Annotated in this window: 14 protein-coding genes and 1 other RNA gene; 7 read left to right on the top strand and 8 right to left on the bottom strand. The window is 35.3% G+C overall.

The window, feature by feature from the left end; all coding sequences use genetic code 11:
* The first annotated feature begins 49 nt into the window (after window positions 1–49).
* Window positions 50–2,461, top strand: coding sequence for an alpha-ketoacid dehydrogenase subunit alpha/beta (locus B0A80_RS08485; RefSeq protein ID WP_017496655.1), 2,412 nt, complete (start codon window positions 50–52; stop codon window positions 2,459–2,461).
* A gap of 186 nt (window positions 2,462–2,647) precedes the next feature.
* Here the strand turns inward: B0A80_RS08485 and kdsB are convergent, their stop codons facing one another.
* Window positions 2,648–3,382 (bottom strand): 3-deoxy-manno-octulosonate cytidylyltransferase, encoded by a 735-nt coding sequence (kdsB, locus tag B0A80_RS08480; protein WP_089077003.1) that lies wholly within the window; start codon window positions 3,380–3,382, stop codon window positions 2,648–2,650.
* A gap of 140 nt (window positions 3,383–3,522) precedes the next feature.
* On the opposite strand from kdsB, the gene B0A80_RS08475 reads away from it, so the two are divergent.
* On the top strand, window positions 3,523–4,860 hold the full coding sequence (locus B0A80_RS08475) for an outer membrane protein assembly factor BamB family protein (protein ID WP_089077035.1): 1,338 nt from the start codon (window positions 3,523–3,525) through the stop codon (window positions 4,858–4,860).
* Window positions 4,861–5,185: 325 nt separating this feature from the next.
* Here B0A80_RS08475 and ygiD read toward each other — a convergent pair whose 3' ends face one another.
* Complete coding sequence (gene ygiD, locus B0A80_RS08470) at window positions 5,186–6,016, bottom strand: 4,5-DOPA-extradiol-dioxygenase (protein WP_089077002.1); 831 nt, start codon at window positions 6,014–6,016, stop codon at window positions 5,186–5,188.
* Window positions 6,017–6,098: 82 nt separating this feature from the next.
* Window positions 6,099–7,523, bottom strand: a complete 1,425-nt coding sequence (locus B0A80_RS08465; RefSeq protein WP_070908845.1) for an ATP-dependent DNA helicase — start codon at window positions 7,521–7,523, stop codon at window positions 6,099–6,101.
* A 244-nt stretch (window positions 7,524–7,767) separates the two neighbouring features.
* On the opposite strand from B0A80_RS08465, the gene B0A80_RS08460 reads away from it, so the two are divergent.
* Both B0A80_RS08460 and B0A80_RS08455 read left to right on the top strand, forming a co-directional pair.
* Complete coding sequence (locus B0A80_RS08460) at window positions 7,768–8,589, top strand: DUF3822 family protein (protein WP_070908846.1); 822 nt, start codon at window positions 7,768–7,770, stop codon at window positions 8,587–8,589.
* Window positions 8,586–9,191 carry an RsmD family RNA methyltransferase gene (locus B0A80_RS08455; RefSeq protein WP_017496661.1) on the top strand — a complete coding sequence of 202 codons (606 nt, stop codon included), beginning with the start codon at window positions 8,586–8,588 and terminating at the stop codon, window positions 9,189–9,191. The genes B0A80_RS08460 and B0A80_RS08455 overlap by 4 nt, the downstream gene beginning before the upstream one ends.
* Window positions 9,192–9,281: 90 nt before the next feature.
* On the opposite strand, the gene B0A80_RS08450 is transcribed toward B0A80_RS08455, so the two are convergent.
* Window positions 9,282–11,396, bottom strand: a complete 2,115-nt coding sequence (locus B0A80_RS08450; protein WP_089077001.1) for an outer membrane beta-barrel family protein — start codon at window positions 11,394–11,396, stop codon at window positions 9,282–9,284.
* Window positions 11,397–11,779: 383 nt separating this feature from the next.
* Here B0A80_RS08450 and B0A80_RS08445 point away from each other — a divergent pair, with 383 nt between their 5' ends.
* Both B0A80_RS08445 and B0A80_RS08440 read left to right on the top strand, forming a co-directional pair.
* The gene (locus tag B0A80_RS08445; RefSeq protein WP_089077000.1) at window positions 11,780–13,138 is read left to right on the top strand and encodes a sensor histidine kinase; all 1,359 of its coding nucleotides are present in this window, start codon (window positions 11,780–11,782) and stop codon (window positions 13,136–13,138) included.
* A 10-nt stretch (window positions 13,139–13,148) separates the two neighbouring features.
* Complete coding sequence (locus tag B0A80_RS08440; RefSeq protein WP_089076999.1) at window positions 13,149–13,838, top strand: response regulator transcription factor; 690 nt, start codon at window positions 13,149–13,151, stop codon at window positions 13,836–13,838.
* Between the two features lie 30 nt (window positions 13,839–13,868).
* Here B0A80_RS08440 and B0A80_RS08435 read toward each other — a convergent pair whose 3' ends face one another.
* From B0A80_RS08435 to rnpB, 4 genes are all read right to left on the bottom strand, one after another.
* Entirely contained in the window at window positions 13,869–14,414 is a 546-nt protein-coding gene (locus B0A80_RS08435) for a DUF3575 domain-containing protein (RefSeq protein WP_089077034.1), read from the bottom strand.
* A gap of 136 nt (window positions 14,415–14,550) precedes the next feature.
* Window positions 14,551–15,468, bottom strand: a complete 918-nt coding sequence (locus tag B0A80_RS08430) for a ketopantoate reductase family protein (protein WP_089076998.1) — start codon at window positions 15,466–15,468, stop codon at window positions 14,551–14,553.
* A gap of 113 nt (window positions 15,469–15,581) precedes the next feature.
* Window positions 15,582–16,832: a cation:dicarboxylate symporter family transporter gene (locus B0A80_RS08425; RefSeq protein ID WP_089076997.1), complete on the bottom strand. Its 1,251-nt coding sequence runs from the start codon at window positions 16,830–16,832 to the stop codon at window positions 15,582–15,584.
* Window positions 16,833–16,863: 31 nt separating this feature from the next.
* Window positions 16,864–17,181: RNase P RNA component class A (gene rnpB, locus B0A80_RS08420), an RNA gene on the bottom strand.
* Between the two features lie 124 nt (window positions 17,182–17,305).
* Between rnpB and B0A80_RS08415 the strand changes: the two genes are divergently transcribed.
* Window positions 17,306–17,599 (top strand): hypothetical protein, encoded by a 294-nt coding sequence (locus B0A80_RS08415; RefSeq protein ID WP_026110008.1) that lies wholly within the window; start codon window positions 17,306–17,308, stop codon window positions 17,597–17,599.
* The last annotated feature ends 132 nt before the right edge of the window (window positions 17,600–17,731 follow it).

Below are 17,731 nucleotides of genomic sequence, written 5' to 3'. Positions count from 1 at the left end.
TTGATACTTTTTAATTATTTTTGCTCCGAAACATTACCCATTTGAGATTATGATTAAAGAAAAAAATAATACTACACTTACTTTCGAAGATTTCAAAACTGAAGTAATGAACGACTATAAAATTGCGGTTACGAGCCGTGAATGTAGTCTTTTAGGACGTAAAGAGGTATTGACTGGGAAAGCCAAATTTGGAATATTTGGAGACGGTAAAGAAGTTCCGCAACTTGCTATGGCGAAAGCCTTCAAAAATGGAGATTTTCGTTCCGGATACTACCGCGATCAGACTTTTATGATGGCTATTGGCGAATTGACTCCAAAACAGTTTTTCGCAGGTTTATATGGTCATACCGATTTAGATTTTGATCCAATGTCTGCCGGAAGACAAATGGGAGGACACTTTGTAACACATAGTTTAAACGAAGACGGCTCCTGGAAAGATTTAACAAAACAAAAAAATTCAAGCGCAGATATATCTCCTACAGCCGGGCAAATGCCAAGGTTATTAGGATTGGCTCAGGCTTCCAAAATCTACAGAAATGTTGACGGAATTACTATTAAAGATAAATTTACAGTAGACGGAAACGAAGTTGCCTGGGGAACTATTGGAAATGCCAGTACATCTGAAGGCTTGTTCTTTGAAACTATAAACGCTGCGGGAGTTCTACAAGTTCCAATGGTAATGAGTGTTTGGGATGATGAATACGGAATTTCGGTTCACGCCAGACATCAGACCACAAAAGAAAATATTTCTGAGATCTTAAAAGGATACCAACGTGATGAGGATTCCAAAGGTTATGAAATTTTCAGAGTTAAAGGCTGGGATTATGCTGAATTGGTTTCGACCTACGAAAGAGCCGGTGCTATTGCACGTGAAGAACATATTCCGGTTTTAATTCACGTAAACGAATTAACACAACCGCAAGGACATTCTACTTCCGGTTCACACGAACGTTATAAAAACGCAGAGAGACTGGCTTGGGAAAAAGATTTTGACTGTATTCGCCAAATGCGTTTGTGGATGATTGCCATCAACATTGCATCTCCGGAAGAATTAGCTGAAATTGATTTTGACTTGAAAAAAGAGGTTCTTGAAGCTAAAAAAGAGGCTTGGAATTCTTTCATCAATCCAATTATTGAAGATCAGAAAAATCTTTTGGCTTTATTAGGGCAAATTGCTGAAGCCAGCATCAATCATAAAGAAAGAATACAAAAATATATTTCGGAATTAAGCGCTATTAAATCACCTTTAAAAAAGGAAATGCTTGCCATAGCAAGAAAGATATTGCGTTTTATCGAAGTACCAAACAGTAAGGTTTTATTATCCAACTGGATTACAAATTATATTGAAATTACACAACCAAGATTCAGCAGTAACTTATACTCTGATTCTGATTTAAATGTATTTTCAGTTGAAAAAGTACTTCCAAAATACGCCGAAGACGCGAAAGCGGACCTGGACGGAAGAATGATTTTACGTGATAACTTTGATGCCTTGTTTACCAAATATCCGGAGACTTTGATTTTTGGTGAAGATGTTGGAAACATTGGTGACGTAAATCAAGGATTGGAAGGTATGCAGGAAAAATACGGAGAACTTCGTGTTGCCGATATCGGAATCCGTGAAGCTACCATCATTGGTCAGGGAATTGGTATGGCTTTAAGAGGTCTGCGTCCGATTGCTGAGATTCAATATTTAGATTATTTACTATATGCCATCCAAATCATGAGCGATGATTTGGCAACATTACAATACAGAACAGTAGGAAAGCAAAAAGCACCGTTAATCATCAGAACCCGTGGACACCGTTTAGAAGGTATCTGGCATTCAGGTTCTCCAATGGGAATGATTATTAATGCCATTCGTGGTATTCACGTTTTGGTTCCAAGAAACATGACTCAGGCCGCAGGATTCTACAACACCCTTTTAGAATGTGATGAACCGGCTTTAGTAATCGAATGTCTGAACGGTTACCGTTTAAAAGAAAAAACACCTTTAAACTTTGGTGAATTCAAAACGCCGATTGGTGTAGTTGAAACGTTAAAAGAAGGTTCAGATATTACACTTGTTTCTTACGGATCGACTCTAAGATTGGTAGAGCAGGCAGCTGTTGAATTGTTAGATTTAGGCATTGACTGTGAAGTTATCGACATTCAGTCTCTTCTTCCTTTTGACATCAATAAGGATATTGTAAAAAGTATTGCCAAAACCAACCGTTTGCTTGTAATTGACGAAGATGTTCCTGGTGGAGCTTCAGCGTTTATTTTACAGCAAATTATGGAAGAACAGGATGCTTACCATCATTTAGACAGTAAACCGCAAACGCTTGCTGCAAAAGAGCACAGACCGGCTTACGGAACTGATGGTGACTATTTCTCAAAACCTTCTGCAGAAGATATTTTTGAAAAAGTCTACAGCATGATGCACGAAGTTAACCCTTCTAAATATCCAGCTTTATACTAAGAATTTAGCTCATTATACAAAAACTCCCCAAAAGAAAATATTTCGTTTGGGGAGTTTTTTTTAGTTTCAAGTTTCAGGTTTGAAGTTTCATGTTTCAAGTTTCAGGTTTGAAGTTTCATGTTTCAAGTTTCAAGTTTCAGGTTCCACATCTCACATTTTACAAGCTTCCTGCTTAACCTGCTTCAATCAAATATCCTTTAAAATAGCTCTTGCTTTTTCTAAATCCTCAACAGTATCAATTCCGATTCCGACATGAGTGGTTTCTACCATTTTAATACGTTTCCCGAATTCTAAATAACGTAATTGTTCTAATTTCTCAGAAGCTTCCAAAGATTTCATCGGCAGACTGTAAAAATCCAATAAAGCCTGTTTTCTAAAAGCATAAATTCCAATGTGTTGAAAATAACGTACCCCAACATCTTTATCTCTTGGATACGGAATTACTGATCTCGAAAAATACAAAGCAAACTGCGACTGATCGACCACCACTTTTACATTATTCGGATTGTTAATTTCAGTTTCATCGGTAATCTCACGCATTAAAGAAGCCAGATCTATTTTGCGTTCTCTATCGTCTTTAAACACAGACAAAACCTGTTCTAAAGGTCCGGCTTCAGTAAAAGGTTCATCTCCTTGTACATTTACCACAATATCAACATCAAGACCCGCAACCGCTTCTGCAATTCGATCACTTCCCGATTCATGTTCTTTAATACTCATAATAGCTTTCCCGCCCTGATTTACAATTTCATTATAAATTAAATCGGAATCAGTTACCACAAATACATCGTCAAATAATTTTGTAGCGACGGTTGCCTCATACGTTCTTAAAATCACGGTTTTCCCTCCTAAATCCTGCATTAGTTTAGCAGGAAAACGTGTTGATGCATATCGTGCCGGAATTACAGCTATAATCTTCATTTTATTTTTCTTTTATAAACTTCTAAACAAATGTAACTATTCAAAACTAATAAGTTTAAAAAAAATATTCTTTGTCGCAATTTACAAATCTGAAGAACAGCCCCTTAAAAAATGCATTATATTTATCAGAAAAAACCACTATGAAAAAACACCTGATTTTGCTCTTGCTTTTGTTAAACTTAACTTTTATTCCCTCGGCCTTCTGCCAAAAAAAACCTACTATAAACAATGCCTTTACAGATCGTATTTTCAACGGACAGGGATATCAGCCTGCTTCCAGCCTGAAATGGAAATTTAAAACCGATGGTAAAATTTTCTCCTCACCGGTTGCAAAAAACGGTATTGTTTATATTGGCAGCGAAGATGGTTTTCTTTACGCTGTTGAAGAAAACTCAGGCAAAACAAAGTGGAAATTCAAAACTAACGGAGCTATCCACAGCACTCCCGGCATCTTTGAAAATACTGTTTTCTTTGGAAGTTTTGACGGAAACTATTACGCGGTAAACACTCAAAACGGGAAATTAATCTGGAAATTTAAAACCGGTGGAGAACATTGGTTTGGAGAAAAAGGCATATTTGGACTGAAGCCGGAAACCCAATACATGGAAGATTTATGGAGTTTTTATCTTTCGTCTCCTGTAGTTTACAAAAAAGAAAAACAAGCCGTTGTGTTATTTGGCAGCAGTGACGGAAATGTTTATTCGCTGGACGCCAAAACAGGAAGTTTAAAATGGAAGTTTAAAACCAATGGCCCCGTACACGGAACTCCGGTAATCGATCAGAATAAAATTTACGTTGGCGGCTGGGATGCTGTTCTCTACGCCTTAAACATAGAAACCGGTAAGGAGATCTGGCGCTTTGCAACAGGAACAAAACCAGGTTTTAAAGGAATCCAATCGTCGGCAGCTGTTGCAGATGGAAAAGTCTTTTTTGGAGCCAGAGAACCATTCTTCTTTGCTCTTGAAGCCGAAACCGGAAAATTGGTTTGGAAATACGATGCCGAAAATTCCTGGGTTTTAAGTACTGCAGTTATTCAGAATAATACGGTTTATGTAGGAACTTCAGACACCTATGCCCTACTGGCTCTAGATGCCAGAAATGGCGCCGAAAAATATCGATTTAAAACGAATGGCTACATCTATGATTCTCCCGCTATAGCCGGAAGTACAATTTATTTTGGTGATTTTACAGGCAATTTCTTTAGTCTGGACCTTCTTTCTAACGGGAAAAAATCTAAAACCATAAGTACTGAGAACCGTAAGCAATTTGCTGCTTCTGTCTTAAAAAATGATTTATTAGATTCTGGTCACGCTGCGCACTATACAGACCTTTCTATATATGAAAACAATAAAAAAGCAATGGATGAATTGTACAAACTGGGATCGATTGTTTCTTCGCCATTTATCAGCAACAATACGGTTTACTTCGGAAGTGCTGACGGTTATCTGTATGCGTATAACTTAGAAAAAGAATCATAAATTAGGATACCACAGAGCTTCACAAAGATGCCACAGAGATTCACAGAGTTTTTTTGTGCTGCGTAATTTTTCTCACGCAGATTTTGCAGATCCAGCAGATTTTTCATCATAGAATGCGTAATAGATTTTTCCAAATTTAATCTGCCTAAATCTGCAAAATCTGCGAGAAACCTTTTTATATAATATTTAGCAACAAATTACTTGAGAATCGCCGACAGTTATTTCGATCACTATAACCTAGAAGAAGAGAAAATAATCTTAGCGAATCTCCGTGGCATCTTTGTGCATCTCTGCGTAATAACCCGCAGAGATGCACAAAATCACATCATATTATTTTTACCGATGTCATACTCAAAGAACCAGCCAATAGTTTATCATTAAACAAACTAAGTTCTTCCGACTTTTCTTTTAATCCCAAAGTATATAGTAATGGCAGATAATGCTCAGGAGTAGGAATTGCCAATTGAGTTGCTTTATTCATTTTTTCGAAGTCAATCAAAGGCTGAAAATTATCGTCCAATAAGTAACTGTTGATGGTTTCCCGCGCCTCAATTGCCCAATCGTAACCGTAATTGTCTTTATCAAAGTTCCGGAAATCGACCAATCGCAAATTATGAACAATGTTTCCGCTTCCAATAATCAAAACTCCTTTGCGGCGTAACGATTGCAGCTTTTGTGCCAACTCAAAATGATATTGTCCTGACTTCGTATAATCAATACTCAACTGAATTACGGGAACATTCGCTTCCGGATACAGATGTTTGATCACACTCCAGGCACCATGATCCAGTCCCCAGTGCTCATCTAAATCGACATGAACAGGTTCTAATATTTTTTTTGTCTCCTGAGCCAATTCCGGACTTCCTTTTGCAGGATACTGCACCTCAAAAAGAGCTTGAGGAAATCCTCCGAAATCGTGAATCGTTCTGGGCATTTGCATCGCAGTCACTTTGGTACCATTGGTAAACCAGTGAGCCGAAATACACAAAATGGCATTAGGCTGCGGCAATGTTTTTGCCAGATTTCGAAAACCGGTCACAAACTGATTTTCTTCAATCGCATTCATGGGACTTCCGTGTCCTAAAAACAAAACCGGCATTTTATCAGTATTCGAAAACGAAGATGAAATCGAATGTAAGTCGTTTAGTGTTGTCATAGTAAATGGTTATAACACGAATTTCACAGATCTTACCAATACTAAATCTAAAAAATTCGTGACAGTTAGTAAAATTCGTGTTTTATTCCTCGAAACTCTCGTCTTTAAACCCTATCAAATATAACTTATTTTTAGCACGTGTCATAGCCGTATACAGCCATCTGATGTAATCGCGGTCAATTCCGTTTGGTAAATACGGCTGCTCGATAAAAACAGTATTCCATTGTCCACCCTGCGATTTATGACAGGTAATCGCATAGGAGAACTTCACCTGTAAACCGTTAAAATATTCGTTTTCTTTTACTTTCTGAAACTTCTTGTATTTGGTACTTTCACTTTCATAATCTTTCATTACTTCCTCATACAAACGATTGGATTCTTCGTAGGTTAAAGATGGAGATTCACTTTTTATGGTATCTAAAATCAATACCGTTTCAAAAGGCTTTTGGTCCGGATAATCGACCATTCTGATTTTTACCTTTGCAAAATTAAATCCGTACAATTCTTTGATTCCAAAAAGCTCCAGAACTTCGATAATATCTCCATTGGCAATAAATCCTGCCTCATCTGTTTCTTTCAGCCAGAAATAATTATTCTTAACCACCATCAAGAAATCTCCTGCCGACAGTTCACTTTCTTTAAATAAAATTCTGGTTCGGATTTGCTCGTTATACTGATTGGCTCTTTTATTCGAGCGAACAATAAAAGCGGTATCTTCAATACTATAATTACTGTAAGCCATATTGATAGCATCCTGAATGTCATACCCGTCCGTCAATCGAACAATATCTTTGAATCCTCTAACATTAAATCTAAACTCAGTAATAAAACTTTCCTTCAGCAATTCTCTTAGTTCTGTTGCATTGAACAAAATTCCCGAACTTTCTTCCTGACGCATTACCTCGTCCAGCTCGATATGTTCGACTTCTTTACCATAGTGAATCCCTAAAGTATGCGTATCCAAAGCCGGGCTAATATCCATATTTACAGGAGGAAGCTGAGCAGTATCTCCTAAAAGAATCATTTTACAATTGGTTCCCGAATAGACATAGGTAATCAAATCATCCAGCAGTGATCCGTTATCGTACAATTTTGAATCGGAATTATTATCAGAAATCATCGAGGCCTCATCGACGATAAAAATGGTGTTTTTATGTTTATTGAGCTGTTTGGTAAAAGCTACACCTCCACCGGAAGATTTTTTCGGAAAATATATTTTTTTATGAATCGTAAATGCGGGTGTATTTGAATAACTGGCGATTACCTTTGCTGCACGTCCCGTTGGCGCCAGCAAGACAAACTTTTTGTTAATATCCCCTAAATTGTTCACTATGGTCGAAATCACAGTTGTTTTTCCCGTTCCTGCATATCCTTTCAAAACAAAAATGGTGTCGTTAGCCGGTTCGGTTAAAAAAATAGCGATTTTTTGAAAAAAAATATCCTGCTTATAAGTTGGTGCAAATGGAAATTTTTTTTGCAAAACGCCGTAAAACAATGCTGAATTCATAGGGTCAATTTAAGATCCAAAGTTCGTCTTTTTAAATGGCAATGCCAATTTAAAATTATAACCCCGGCAGAATTCATAAAGAACCCTAAATTTATTTTTCAAAAAAAACTTTTCTTAACTTTCTTTTAAAATGAATGTGAAATTGTTTTTTGAAATTGCAATTATTATTGTTCCTTTTTAATTTGTAAGTTTGTGGTCGCCTAAAATTCCTTCTTGTAAAACAGGTAACGAATTGTAAATCAATATGTCATTACAAAACACTAACATCACTTCAAAAAATTACAAAAAGCTTTCTATTCAGGTTTCTCTGACCGGATTGTCATTTTGTTGTTTTGACACTTTAAATAATACGATTACTTCTTTAAAAGAAATTCATTTCGATACGTTTCACAAAACGACTAAAGTTGAAGAATTGTTTGGAGATGCTTTTAGAAATCACCCGGAACTAACGGAAACTTACGACGAAGTTTTAGTGATTCACAATAACAATCTTTCTACTTTTGTTCCAACGGCTTTGTTTGATGAAAACTACCTTGGAAGTTACCTGCAATACAATACAAAAGTTTTCGAAACTGATTTTTTTGCTTACGATCAGATTTCAAAATACCAAATGAATGCGGTTTATATACCGTATGTTAACATCAACAATTTTTTCATCGATCAGTTTGGCACTTTTGATTACAAACATGCCAACAGTATTTTAGTCGAAAAAATTCTGGACGCTTCAAGAAACAATGACGATAAAAAAATGGTCGTTAATTTCAACCCCGGTCATTTTGAAGTGATTGTAGTCCAGAATCAAAAACTATTATTATTCAATTCATTTGAATATCAAACACCTGAAGATTTTATTTATTATTTGCTTTTTACTGCCGAACAATTAAGTTTGAATCCTGAAAGTTTTCCGCTTGAATTATTAGGTACAATCGACCAAAACGATGCGTTTTATGCCATTGCATATAAATACATTCGTCATATATCCTTTTTGGATGTAAGCACCTTACAGCAAAGAAATAGCTTCACCACAACCGAAAATCAAAAACATTATATCCTATTCCAATCATGAGAATCATTTCAGGGAAATACAAAGGACGCCGCATTTTTCCGCCAAAAAACCTTCCTGTAAGACCAACAACCGACATGAGTAAAGAAGCATTGTTTAATGTTTTGAACAATCATTTTAGTTTTGACAGTTTAAAGGTTTTGGACTTGTTTTCAGGGACCGGTAACATCAGTTTTGAATTCGCCTCCCGCGGAAGTGCTCCAATTACCTCAGTAGATGGTGATTTTGGATGCGTAAAATTCATCAAGCAGGTTTCGTCAGAATACGATTTTGACATCGCCGCAACTAAAAGTGACGTTTACAAATTTCTGGAAAACTGTAAAACATCCTACGACATTGTTTTTGCCGATCCGCCTTATGGATTTGACCAGGCTGCATTCGAAAAAATTGTAGTAACGGTTTTCGAAAGAGAATTACTTCACGAAGACGGTATGATGATTATCGAACATTCGAAATACACCAAAATGGATCATTTGAGTAATTTTTCTTTTCAAAAAAGTTACGGAGGATCTTTCTTTAGTTTCTTCGAATTGAACTCCACTGATGACGATGAAGAATTGCCGGACGATTCATCTACTAAAATAACAGAAGAAGACGAAGGGTAAACCTCGCTCTGCCAATACTGTCATATCGAGCGAAGTCAGAACATTTTAAGTTTAAAACTTCGCTCAGAAAGACAATTTCACAACTCTGTTTTATCTTATACGATCTGAGCTCTCCTCCATCCTTTTTCCTTTGAATTCGGATTCCTTTACTTTTCCAAAAGAATACTTTACAGAAACTGAAATCTCATGTTCATCGATCAAATATCTTGATTTCGAACTGATATTGTTAATTGCAAAAACTTCTGCTTCCGTTATACTTTTAAACACATTATTAAAACTTAACACACAACTCCAATTTTTAAAGAACGTTTTAGAAACAGCCACATCTACGACCGTTCTTGCATTTCTTTCAAAAACTCCTTTGTACTGCTTTGCAATTGTCCTGAAACCAACCACTAATACATAATCTTTTGGAAGTCTAAATTCGTTATTGGAGTAATAATAAAAATAAGGTTTGGAAGACCTGAATACGGCCGAAGAGTCTTCAATTTTCTCTGAAACCAAAACCAAAGAGTTTGTAGTAGTCCAGAATCTATAAGTGAAAGGCAATTCAAAATCAAGAATCAAGGCGGACTCTTTCTCAAAATTCACATCTTTAAAAGTCATGATATTGAGTTCCTTATCAAAGAAAAAACTATTATAAACAGGGTTTGTATTTTGATAATACGTTAGCTTCACCGATTTATCATGATATTGAAATGTAGACGAAATCTCATTGACAATCGTAGGATCTAAATTAATATTTCTGGCATATAAAAAGTACGGATTGATATAGGTTGTTCCCTGACTTAAAGAAGAATAATTAGGTCTCGAGATACTTTTGGCATAATTAACACTAATACTCTTTAAGCTGTCTATCGCAAATGAAAGCTGCACTTTAGGAAAAAAATTAGTGTAATTTTTACGGATTAGAGGCGTCAAATCTGCTTTAAATTTCCCGTCCACATTTGTATTTTCAACCCTTACTCCAGCGGAGAATTCTACTTTCTTAATTTTTCCCGAAAATTGACTGTAACCTGCTAAATTTTGCTCTTTAAAATCATAATGACTAAACTCCCTTTCGTCATTTTCATAATGTAACAAATCAAAATCTGATTTGGAACCAGCAGAAGAATACAATCCTCCAATTTCAAATTTCATCTCATTTTTAAACTTCTTTTCAGCATCAATTCTACCCGAAAAGACATTCACCTTAAATTTTTGATCGCGAAGCTGTGCCCATTCAAATTGAGTTTCGTTGTACTTATTCTTAACATTACTCCACAATGCCTGATCAAAATTAGACCACTGCAAGCCAGTAAAAACCTGTGCATCAATAGCTTTTATTTTTTTATTATAATTCAAAAAAGAGTTTACAAAATTCTTTCGGGTATCATTATCACTGTAGGTTAACACGTTATTTTCTATCTCTTTATTCTTATTATAAGTTATGGTATGAATAGGGAAAATATCTTTCTGAAGCTTACTGTTAACACTAAACGAAAAATAATCCTCTTCATTTATCTTATAAAACAGACTTACTCCAAAAATAAACTGCCTTTTTTTAGAATAGGCCTCCACATCATATTTAGAAGCAATTTCGGCATTGGGAATTTGGTAATTAATACTGTGATTTTCCCAGGGCTGTAATTTATTGTAATTAAAATTAGCCTTCCATTCCAGCTTGTTCTTTTTAAAACTGGTATTAAATCCGAGATAATTATTGTACTTTTTTTTAAAAGAAGCAACCTCAGAAATCTCCGTTTTAAAACGGTCTTTTTTACTAAATTTCCTTGTAATCAAAATTACAGCACGTCCTTCGGCCTCATATTTAGAAGATGGGTTCTGAATAATTTCGATAGTTTTAATATCGGCTACAGCCAAAGCATTCAAATCACTCATTCCTACTTTTTGATTGTCGATATAAATTAAAGGATTTCCTCTGCCCACAATAGAGATACTTTCTCTATCTGAACTGATTTGAACAGTTGGTAACTTTGCCAGCAAATCGACTGTATTGGAAATAACGTTATAAATAGAATTGGCAACATCAACTTTTACATTTCCGTTTGTATTGATAAAAGTCTTTTTATTCTGAGCAATCACAACTTCATTTAGCGTATTCGAAAGACTGTCTTTTGGGGTCTCGCTTTGTGCATATCCCGCTAAAGAAAATAAGAACAAAAAGAGAATTAAAAAAAGTTTAACCAGCAAGTTAATGTTCATTTTAAGTTTGATTTTAGTTTATAGTCCTGCAAAAATGCTTCTAAAAAAGAATTGCGAAAGTTAATTGAAGGTTAATGCGGCGTTAATGTGATTATTGTCTGACAAAAGGATTATTTTTGAATGAAGAATAGCCCGGAGATTTATACCCGTTTAATAAATCACATTGCAGTCATTAAAAAATTATAAAACACATAAATACATAGCCTTTAGTTGTCCTAAAGGAGGTAAAAAAGAAATATCTTTCTTTCACATAAACGATGCGTATTTTAAATAAGCGAAACGTATTTTTTTAAGCAAACAAAACTATGTTTCTATGTATTAACAAAACAAACCCGTGTAAACCAGTTTAATCTGTCGTATCAGTGTGGCAATAAAAACAACTCATGAAACAAAGAATCAATTTACTAATAGCTTTTTCTGTTATCGCTCTGATTGTTTTATCAACAGTGCAATGTTATTTGGTAAAAACAACCTACGATTATAAAGTGGCGCAGTTTCACACTGAAATTAAAAATAAAATTGCTGGTATCTCTAATGATTATAGCGACATAGACTCGGTAATAGTCGCCAAAAAAGAAGCACTTTTCCAGCAATTATCCGAAAATTACATTGAGGGAAAAAACAACAAGTTTGAGATCAAAAAGTATATTTTGGAAAATGAATATAGCGACGCTTTGACACAAAAAATTCAGAGCAAGTTTAAAAGAGATTTACCCGACTTAAAAATTGACTTTGCGATTGTCCTTAATAAATTTGTTCTGTACCAAAACCACGCAAAAGCAGACACCATTTTCTCTGAAAAACCTTTTATCCAAAACAAACTATACGGAAATCTGATCTCATTAAATCATGCCTTTTTAGTTCGGAATTATGTTGGGACTACCAACGGAACTTTTGAAAATAAGAATTACAAATTATTGACTGAGGATTCGATGTATGTTTCTGTAATTGACTGGGAAATGATCATTTTAAAACGAATGACTTTCGTTCTCATTTTATCTTTACTTTCTATAGCAACTCTAATAACTCTTTTTTTTATTGCCATAAAAGCATTAATCAAACAAAAGAAGGCCAACGATGTTAAAACCGATTTCATCAATAATATTACTCACGAACTTAAAACTCCTTTGACGACTTTAGGTATTTCGACCAAAATATTAGAGCGAAAAGACATTCGGGATAATGACGAGAACTTTAATGCGATCGTCAATACAATTTCACGTCAGAACAATCGTTTACAGAATTTGATTGATCAGGTTATGGCCAATTCGCTGGCAGAAAACGGCATCGAATTGCAAAAAGAAAATATCGAAACCGAAAATTTTCTATTGACCATCGTTAATGATTTTAAAATTACCTATCCTAAAATCGACATTAAAACCAATTTTCAGACACAGAAAACAAACTTGCTTCTGGATAAATTCTATTTGACTACTGCTCTTCTGAATGTTCTGGAAAATGCGGTAAAATATGGTTCGAACTCCATTACATTAAAAACAAAACTGAATCAAAATCAATTTTCGATTAGTGTTGAAGATGACGGAATTGGAATTGAAAAGAGCAAACAATCTCTTCTTTTTGAAAAATTCTATCGCGTAGAACAAGGAAATCTTCACAATACAAAAGGCTTAGGTTTAGGATTGTATTATGTTGATCAAATTATAAAAGCGCATCAGGGCACTGTTAGCGTGGTGAGTGATCTTGGAAAAGGAACTCAGTTTACTATTTTATTAAAAGTTTAATTCCCTTATTTTGAAAAAATTACTTTTAGCCGAGGACGATTTTGATTTTGCTGCAATTTTAAAACAATACTTAGAATTGCATCAATTCGAAGTCATCTGGGCAGAAAATGGAGAAATAGCTTTAGACTATTTTTCAAATCAGACTTTTGATATTTGTATTTTGGATGTCATGATGCCAAAATTAGACGGATTTTCACTGGCCGAAAAAATAATTACAATCAACCCTGAGATTCCATTTATTTTTCTAACTGCACGAAAGTTAAAAGAAGATAAAATCATCGGATTAAAATTAGGTGCAGACGATTATATTATAAAACCTTTTGAAGTAGACGAACTTATTCTGCGTTTGCAGAATATTCTAAAAAGAATCGAACAAAAAAGGAGTCTGGATGGAAACAATATAATCGAAATTGGTTCTTATATTTTTGATAACGAAAGACTAACCCTAAATAACAAAAATCATGTCCAGCAGCTTACAGAAATGGAAGCTTCTCTTATTGAGTATTTATATCTGAATCACAACCAGTTATTAAAGAGGGACCAAATTTTAATGTCGGTCTGGAAAAAGGATGATTATTTCTCAGGCCGAAGCATGGATGTTTTCATTAGCAGACTTAGAAAATACTTTAATTCCGATCCGAAAATCAGCATTGAAAGCACCCGAAATATTGGATTGGAATTTAAAATAGAAAAACCTTGACCAAGCCAAGGTTTTTCTATTTTTTTGTTCTTATTTTCCAATAACCCAACCTAATGTAAAATTAGCTACCGGAACAAACTCTGTATTGTATTTATCAATATTTATTCCAGGCCCCAGATTAAATTCCATATTGAATTTTCGTTTGTAAGTACGTTGCAATCCCCAAAGTACTGCAATGGTTGTTGATGGTACATATTCTCGATATCGCTCGTTGGTAGAAATACTTCGAAAATTATACTGGGCATTTAGAGCAAAAAAATTAGCCGAGTTATGAGCTGTTCTTTTTCCTTTTTTAGCTCTCTTTTCTAAATTGTAATAATGGCGAAATTGCTCACTGATTAACGGGGAAAAATAGACGTTTGACTCGTTATAAAAACTGTTATAACTGTAACCAACTCCTACGCTAATTTCTGAATAAAGGGTGTTTTTAGCTGTAAAACCGTGCTCATAAACGAATCCGGGAGAGATCATGTTTATTTTGAATTGATTTTTTTCTACTGACGGTACTTCATCTTGTGCCTGAATCACATTGACAATAAAAACGGATAACAATAAGAGCAAATAATTTTTCTTCATTTTGGCTGTTAAATTAATTTTGCCAAAAGTAGAATAAAAACCATAAAACCAAAACAATAAAAAGAACATATTTTCCTACAATTAAATCAGCTTCTAACTCATTAACAACTAATCCAGTACTATAAAACAACAAGGTCTATGGTAGTAATACGTTAGATATTTTTTCGTACAGCGGCGTTTTTACGTCATATTTAACCCCTTCATTCAACACAAACTTAGTAAGTGAAAGTGCTTCTGTGCTCTTACCGGCTAATAAATCTCTGTGCATCGATGATGTAGCTTCTCGCGGTGATTTTTCTAACTTAAGTACAGTCTGATTTACAATATCATCCGGCAGCTTTAATCCTTTTGCTTTAGCAACTGCATCAATTTCCTGTACAAGTTCTACATAAACTGACATGGCTTCCGGATTGTCCCGAATTTCACCAATATTCTGATTCAAATAGGAAGTAGTTGTGGCCAATGCTGAAATAAAAATAAACTTCTCCCATACTGTTTCTTCAATATTTTCTACCCAATAACTTTCAATTCTGGCCTGCTGAAAAATTCCCTGTAATTCTTCTAATTTTGAAGCAGAAACCGTCTTAGAACCAAAAAACAGCTTCTCATAAAAACCCATTTTTCGGATGGTTCCGGGTAAAGTAATCATCGAAATGATATAGACACAGCCTTGCAAAATATCGTTCTTAGGAAATATTTTCTGAATGCGTTCCGGAGCATCGACTCCATTATACAATGGAAGAATAACTGTTTTAGCCACAATACAGCTTTGAAGCGAAAGTAAACTTTCCTCAATGTCATAGGTTTTGGTAGCACAAATTAAATAATCCAGTTCACCAATTTCCTCCGGATTATTTGAAACTAGTTTTGGATGCACAATCATTTCTGATTCATCGGTTACAATTTTCAATCCGCTATCAGCAATAGCTTTTTGTGTGGCGCCACGAGCAATAAAAATCACTTCGACTTCATCAGATTTATAATAAGCTTTCGCCAAAAGTCCGCCGAAATAACCACCTACTCCACCGAGTCCTAAAATTCCAATTCTTTTCATAAAAATTCAATTTAACAAATCCCAAATTCCAAATTCCAAATCCCAAATTCCAAGTTTCAGGTTTCAAGTTTCAGGTTACACATCTCACATTTCACATTTCACGTCTCACAATACTATTCCTCTACAACAGGATCCAGGTTCAGCTCTGTAAAATCGCGTTCTGTTTTCGAAATAATAATTGTTGCCACCGTATTTCCAATCAAATTGGTAATCGCTCTCGCTTCACTCATAAACTTATCGACTCCCAGTAAAAAAGCTAAACCTTCAACCGGAATTTTATGCAAGGCCGTTAAAGTTGAAGCCAGCACAATAAATCCGCTTCCGGTTACTCCGGCAGCACCTTTTGAAGTAATCATCAAAATTCCGATAACACTTAAAATCTCAAAGAAACTCAAATGCACGTCATACAGCTGCGCCAGAAATATCACCGACATCGACAAATAAATTGAAGTTCCATCCAAATTAAAAGAATAACCTGTTGGAATCACCAATCCTACAACCGATTTACTGCATCCCATTTGTTCCAGTTTCACCATAATACTTGGTAAAGCTGCCTCAGAAGAGGAGGTCCCGAGTACCAGTAAAAGCTCTTCCTTAATATATTTCAAAACAGAGAGAATCCTGATTTTATAATATCTCAGAATACTTCCCAAAATCAGAAAAACAAAAAGTGCCATCGTCAGATACACACACAACATCAATTTCCCAAGCGGAATAAGTGTTTGCAAACCAAATTTGCCGATTGTGTAAGCCATACCGCCAAAAGCACCAACAGGAGCGAGATACATCACATATTTTAATCCCAGAAAAACAACATTAGAAAAACGTTCTAAAACCAAAATCGTCTGTTCTCTTTTTTTATAAAAATTCAATGCAATACCACAAACAATAGCGGCCAATAAAACTTGGAGTGTAAAATTGGACAAGAAAAACTGCAGCCATGAGAAATGCTCCGCAGCATGCGTTGTATATTGGCTCGCATCACCTAAAGTCAAACTGGATTTGTCGATTTTGCCGGGTTTAAAAAAATAGGCCACAGCCACACCAATGGCCAAAGCTACAGTCGAAACCACTTCAAAATAACCTAGGGCTTTAATTCCAATTCGGCCCACTTTTTTTAGATTTCCCATTCCGGAAATTCCCAGAACGATTGTCAGAAATATAATCGGACCTATAAAAAGTTTGATCAATGCAATAAACTTAGCCCCCAGTATTTCCATTTTCACACCATTTGCGGGCGAAAAATGACCGAGCAAAATTCCGGCAATAATGGCAATAAGGACCCAAAAAGTAAGGTTCGTAACTATAAGCCTAAAAGTACTTTTTTTGGGTTGATTTGACGGTTTTGGAGTAGTTATATTCATGAAGGTAGATTAGAGAGTTTCACAAATATATAAAAAATGCAGACCTATAAGCCGGATTCTGTCCCCGATAAATCAGGGCCTTATCATTTATCTAGATTCCGCATTACTGCGGAACTCAAGCTACCTACCCTTCAACAACGGACGAGAAGCCCTTAAATGCTGATATACTTGGTATTTCACCGCATAGAGTTTACCTGGTTTCACTACAGCATTACCTGTACATACTTTCTGTTGCACTTGTCCTTGCGCTATTGCTAACGCCGACGGGTGTTACCCGCTATGCTTCTCTGTGGTGTCCGGACTTTCCTCCCTTCCGATGAATCGGAACGACGATAAGGCGGTCTGCGGGGCAAAAGTAACACTTTATCTACTAAGAATAATGATTTTAAATTTTTGATTTTCGCTCCATTTTCATAACAATTTAATTTTAAATTGGTTATCTTTAAAATCCATAATTTTAAAATTCAATTATCATGACTAGAATGTATCACTACGCAACTGTTTCAAAAGCTTTAGATCAATTGAATGAAAAAGGATTTACGTTTGATTTTAACTTAAACTCAGACTTGATAAAAAAGAATCCTGAAAAATTTGAAATTGTTCATGTGTATCGATACGAAGGGAATTCAGACCCCGGCGATGAGGCAGTTGTATACGGAATTAAATCAATCTCAGGTAAAAAAGGGGTTTACGTCGCAGGTTTCTCTGCCGATTCCGATCAGGAAACGGTAAAGTTTTTATCTGATTTAAGTATTAAGGGAAGGTAATTTTAAGGAGCCAATCCTGCTATCCGCTTTATCTTTTCCCTGCTAAAGAAGCAGGAAAAAGGATACCGCTTCTATCAGGGCTAGGGCACTTAGTCTCAGACAACAATTATGCTTTTTTTGTTTAGAGTAAAA

This window comes from Flavobacterium tructae, from assembly GCF_002217475.1.
Lineage (GTDB): Bacteria > Bacteroidota > Bacteroidia > Flavobacteriales > Flavobacteriaceae > Flavobacterium > Flavobacterium tructae.
Note: the sequence above shows the minus strand (reverse complement) of the source record. Positions and strands in the feature narration are given on the sequence as shown.

What these genes read in the sequence shown, in the direction of transcription:
- B0A80_RS08430 (WP_089076998.1), bottom strand. Translation starts at nt 15,468, where the DNA reads ATGAAAAGAATTGGAATTTTAGGACTCGGTGGAGTAGGTGGTTATTTC.
- B0A80_RS08460 (WP_070908846.1), top strand. Translation starts at nt 7,768, where the DNA reads ATGTCATTACAAAACACTAACATCACTTCAAAAAATTACAAAAAGCTT.
- B0A80_RS08475 (WP_089077035.1), top strand. Translation starts at nt 3,523, where the DNA reads ATGAAAAAACACCTGATTTTGCTCTTGCTTTTGTTAAACTTAACTTTT.
- ygiD (WP_089077002.1), bottom strand. Translation starts at nt 6,016, where the DNA reads ATGACAACACTAAACGACTTACATTCGATTTCATCTTCGTTTTCGAAT.
- B0A80_RS08455 (WP_017496661.1), top strand. Translation starts at nt 8,586, where the DNA reads ATGAGAATCATTTCAGGGAAATACAAAGGACGCCGCATTTTTCCGCCA.
- B0A80_RS08415 (WP_026110008.1), top strand. Translation starts at nt 17,306, where the DNA reads ATGACTAGAATGTATCACTACGCAACTGTTTCAAAAGCTTTAGATCAA.
- B0A80_RS08485 (WP_017496655.1), top strand. Translation starts at nt 50, where the DNA reads ATGATTAAAGAAAAAAATAATACTACACTTACTTTCGAAGATTTCAAA.
- B0A80_RS08450 (WP_089077001.1), bottom strand. Translation starts at nt 11,396, where the DNA reads ATGAACATTAACTTGCTGGTTAAACTTTTTTTAATTCTCTTTTTGTTC.
- B0A80_RS08435 (WP_089077034.1), bottom strand. Translation starts at nt 14,414, where the DNA reads ATGAAGAAAAATTATTTGCTCTTATTGTTATCCGTTTTTATTGTCAAT.
- kdsB (WP_089077003.1), bottom strand. Translation starts at nt 3,382, where the DNA reads ATGAAGATTATAGCTGTAATTCCGGCACGATATGCATCAACACGTTTT.
- B0A80_RS08445 (WP_089077000.1), top strand. Translation starts at nt 11,780, where the DNA reads ATGAAACAAAGAATCAATTTACTAATAGCTTTTTCTGTTATCGCTCTG.
- B0A80_RS08425 (WP_089076997.1), bottom strand. Translation starts at nt 16,832, where the DNA reads ATGAATATAACTACTCCAAAACCGTCAAATCAACCCAAAAAAAGTACT.
- B0A80_RS08465 (WP_070908845.1), bottom strand. Translation starts at nt 7,523, where the DNA reads ATGAATTCAGCATTGTTTTACGGCGTTTTGCAAAAAAAATTTCCATTT.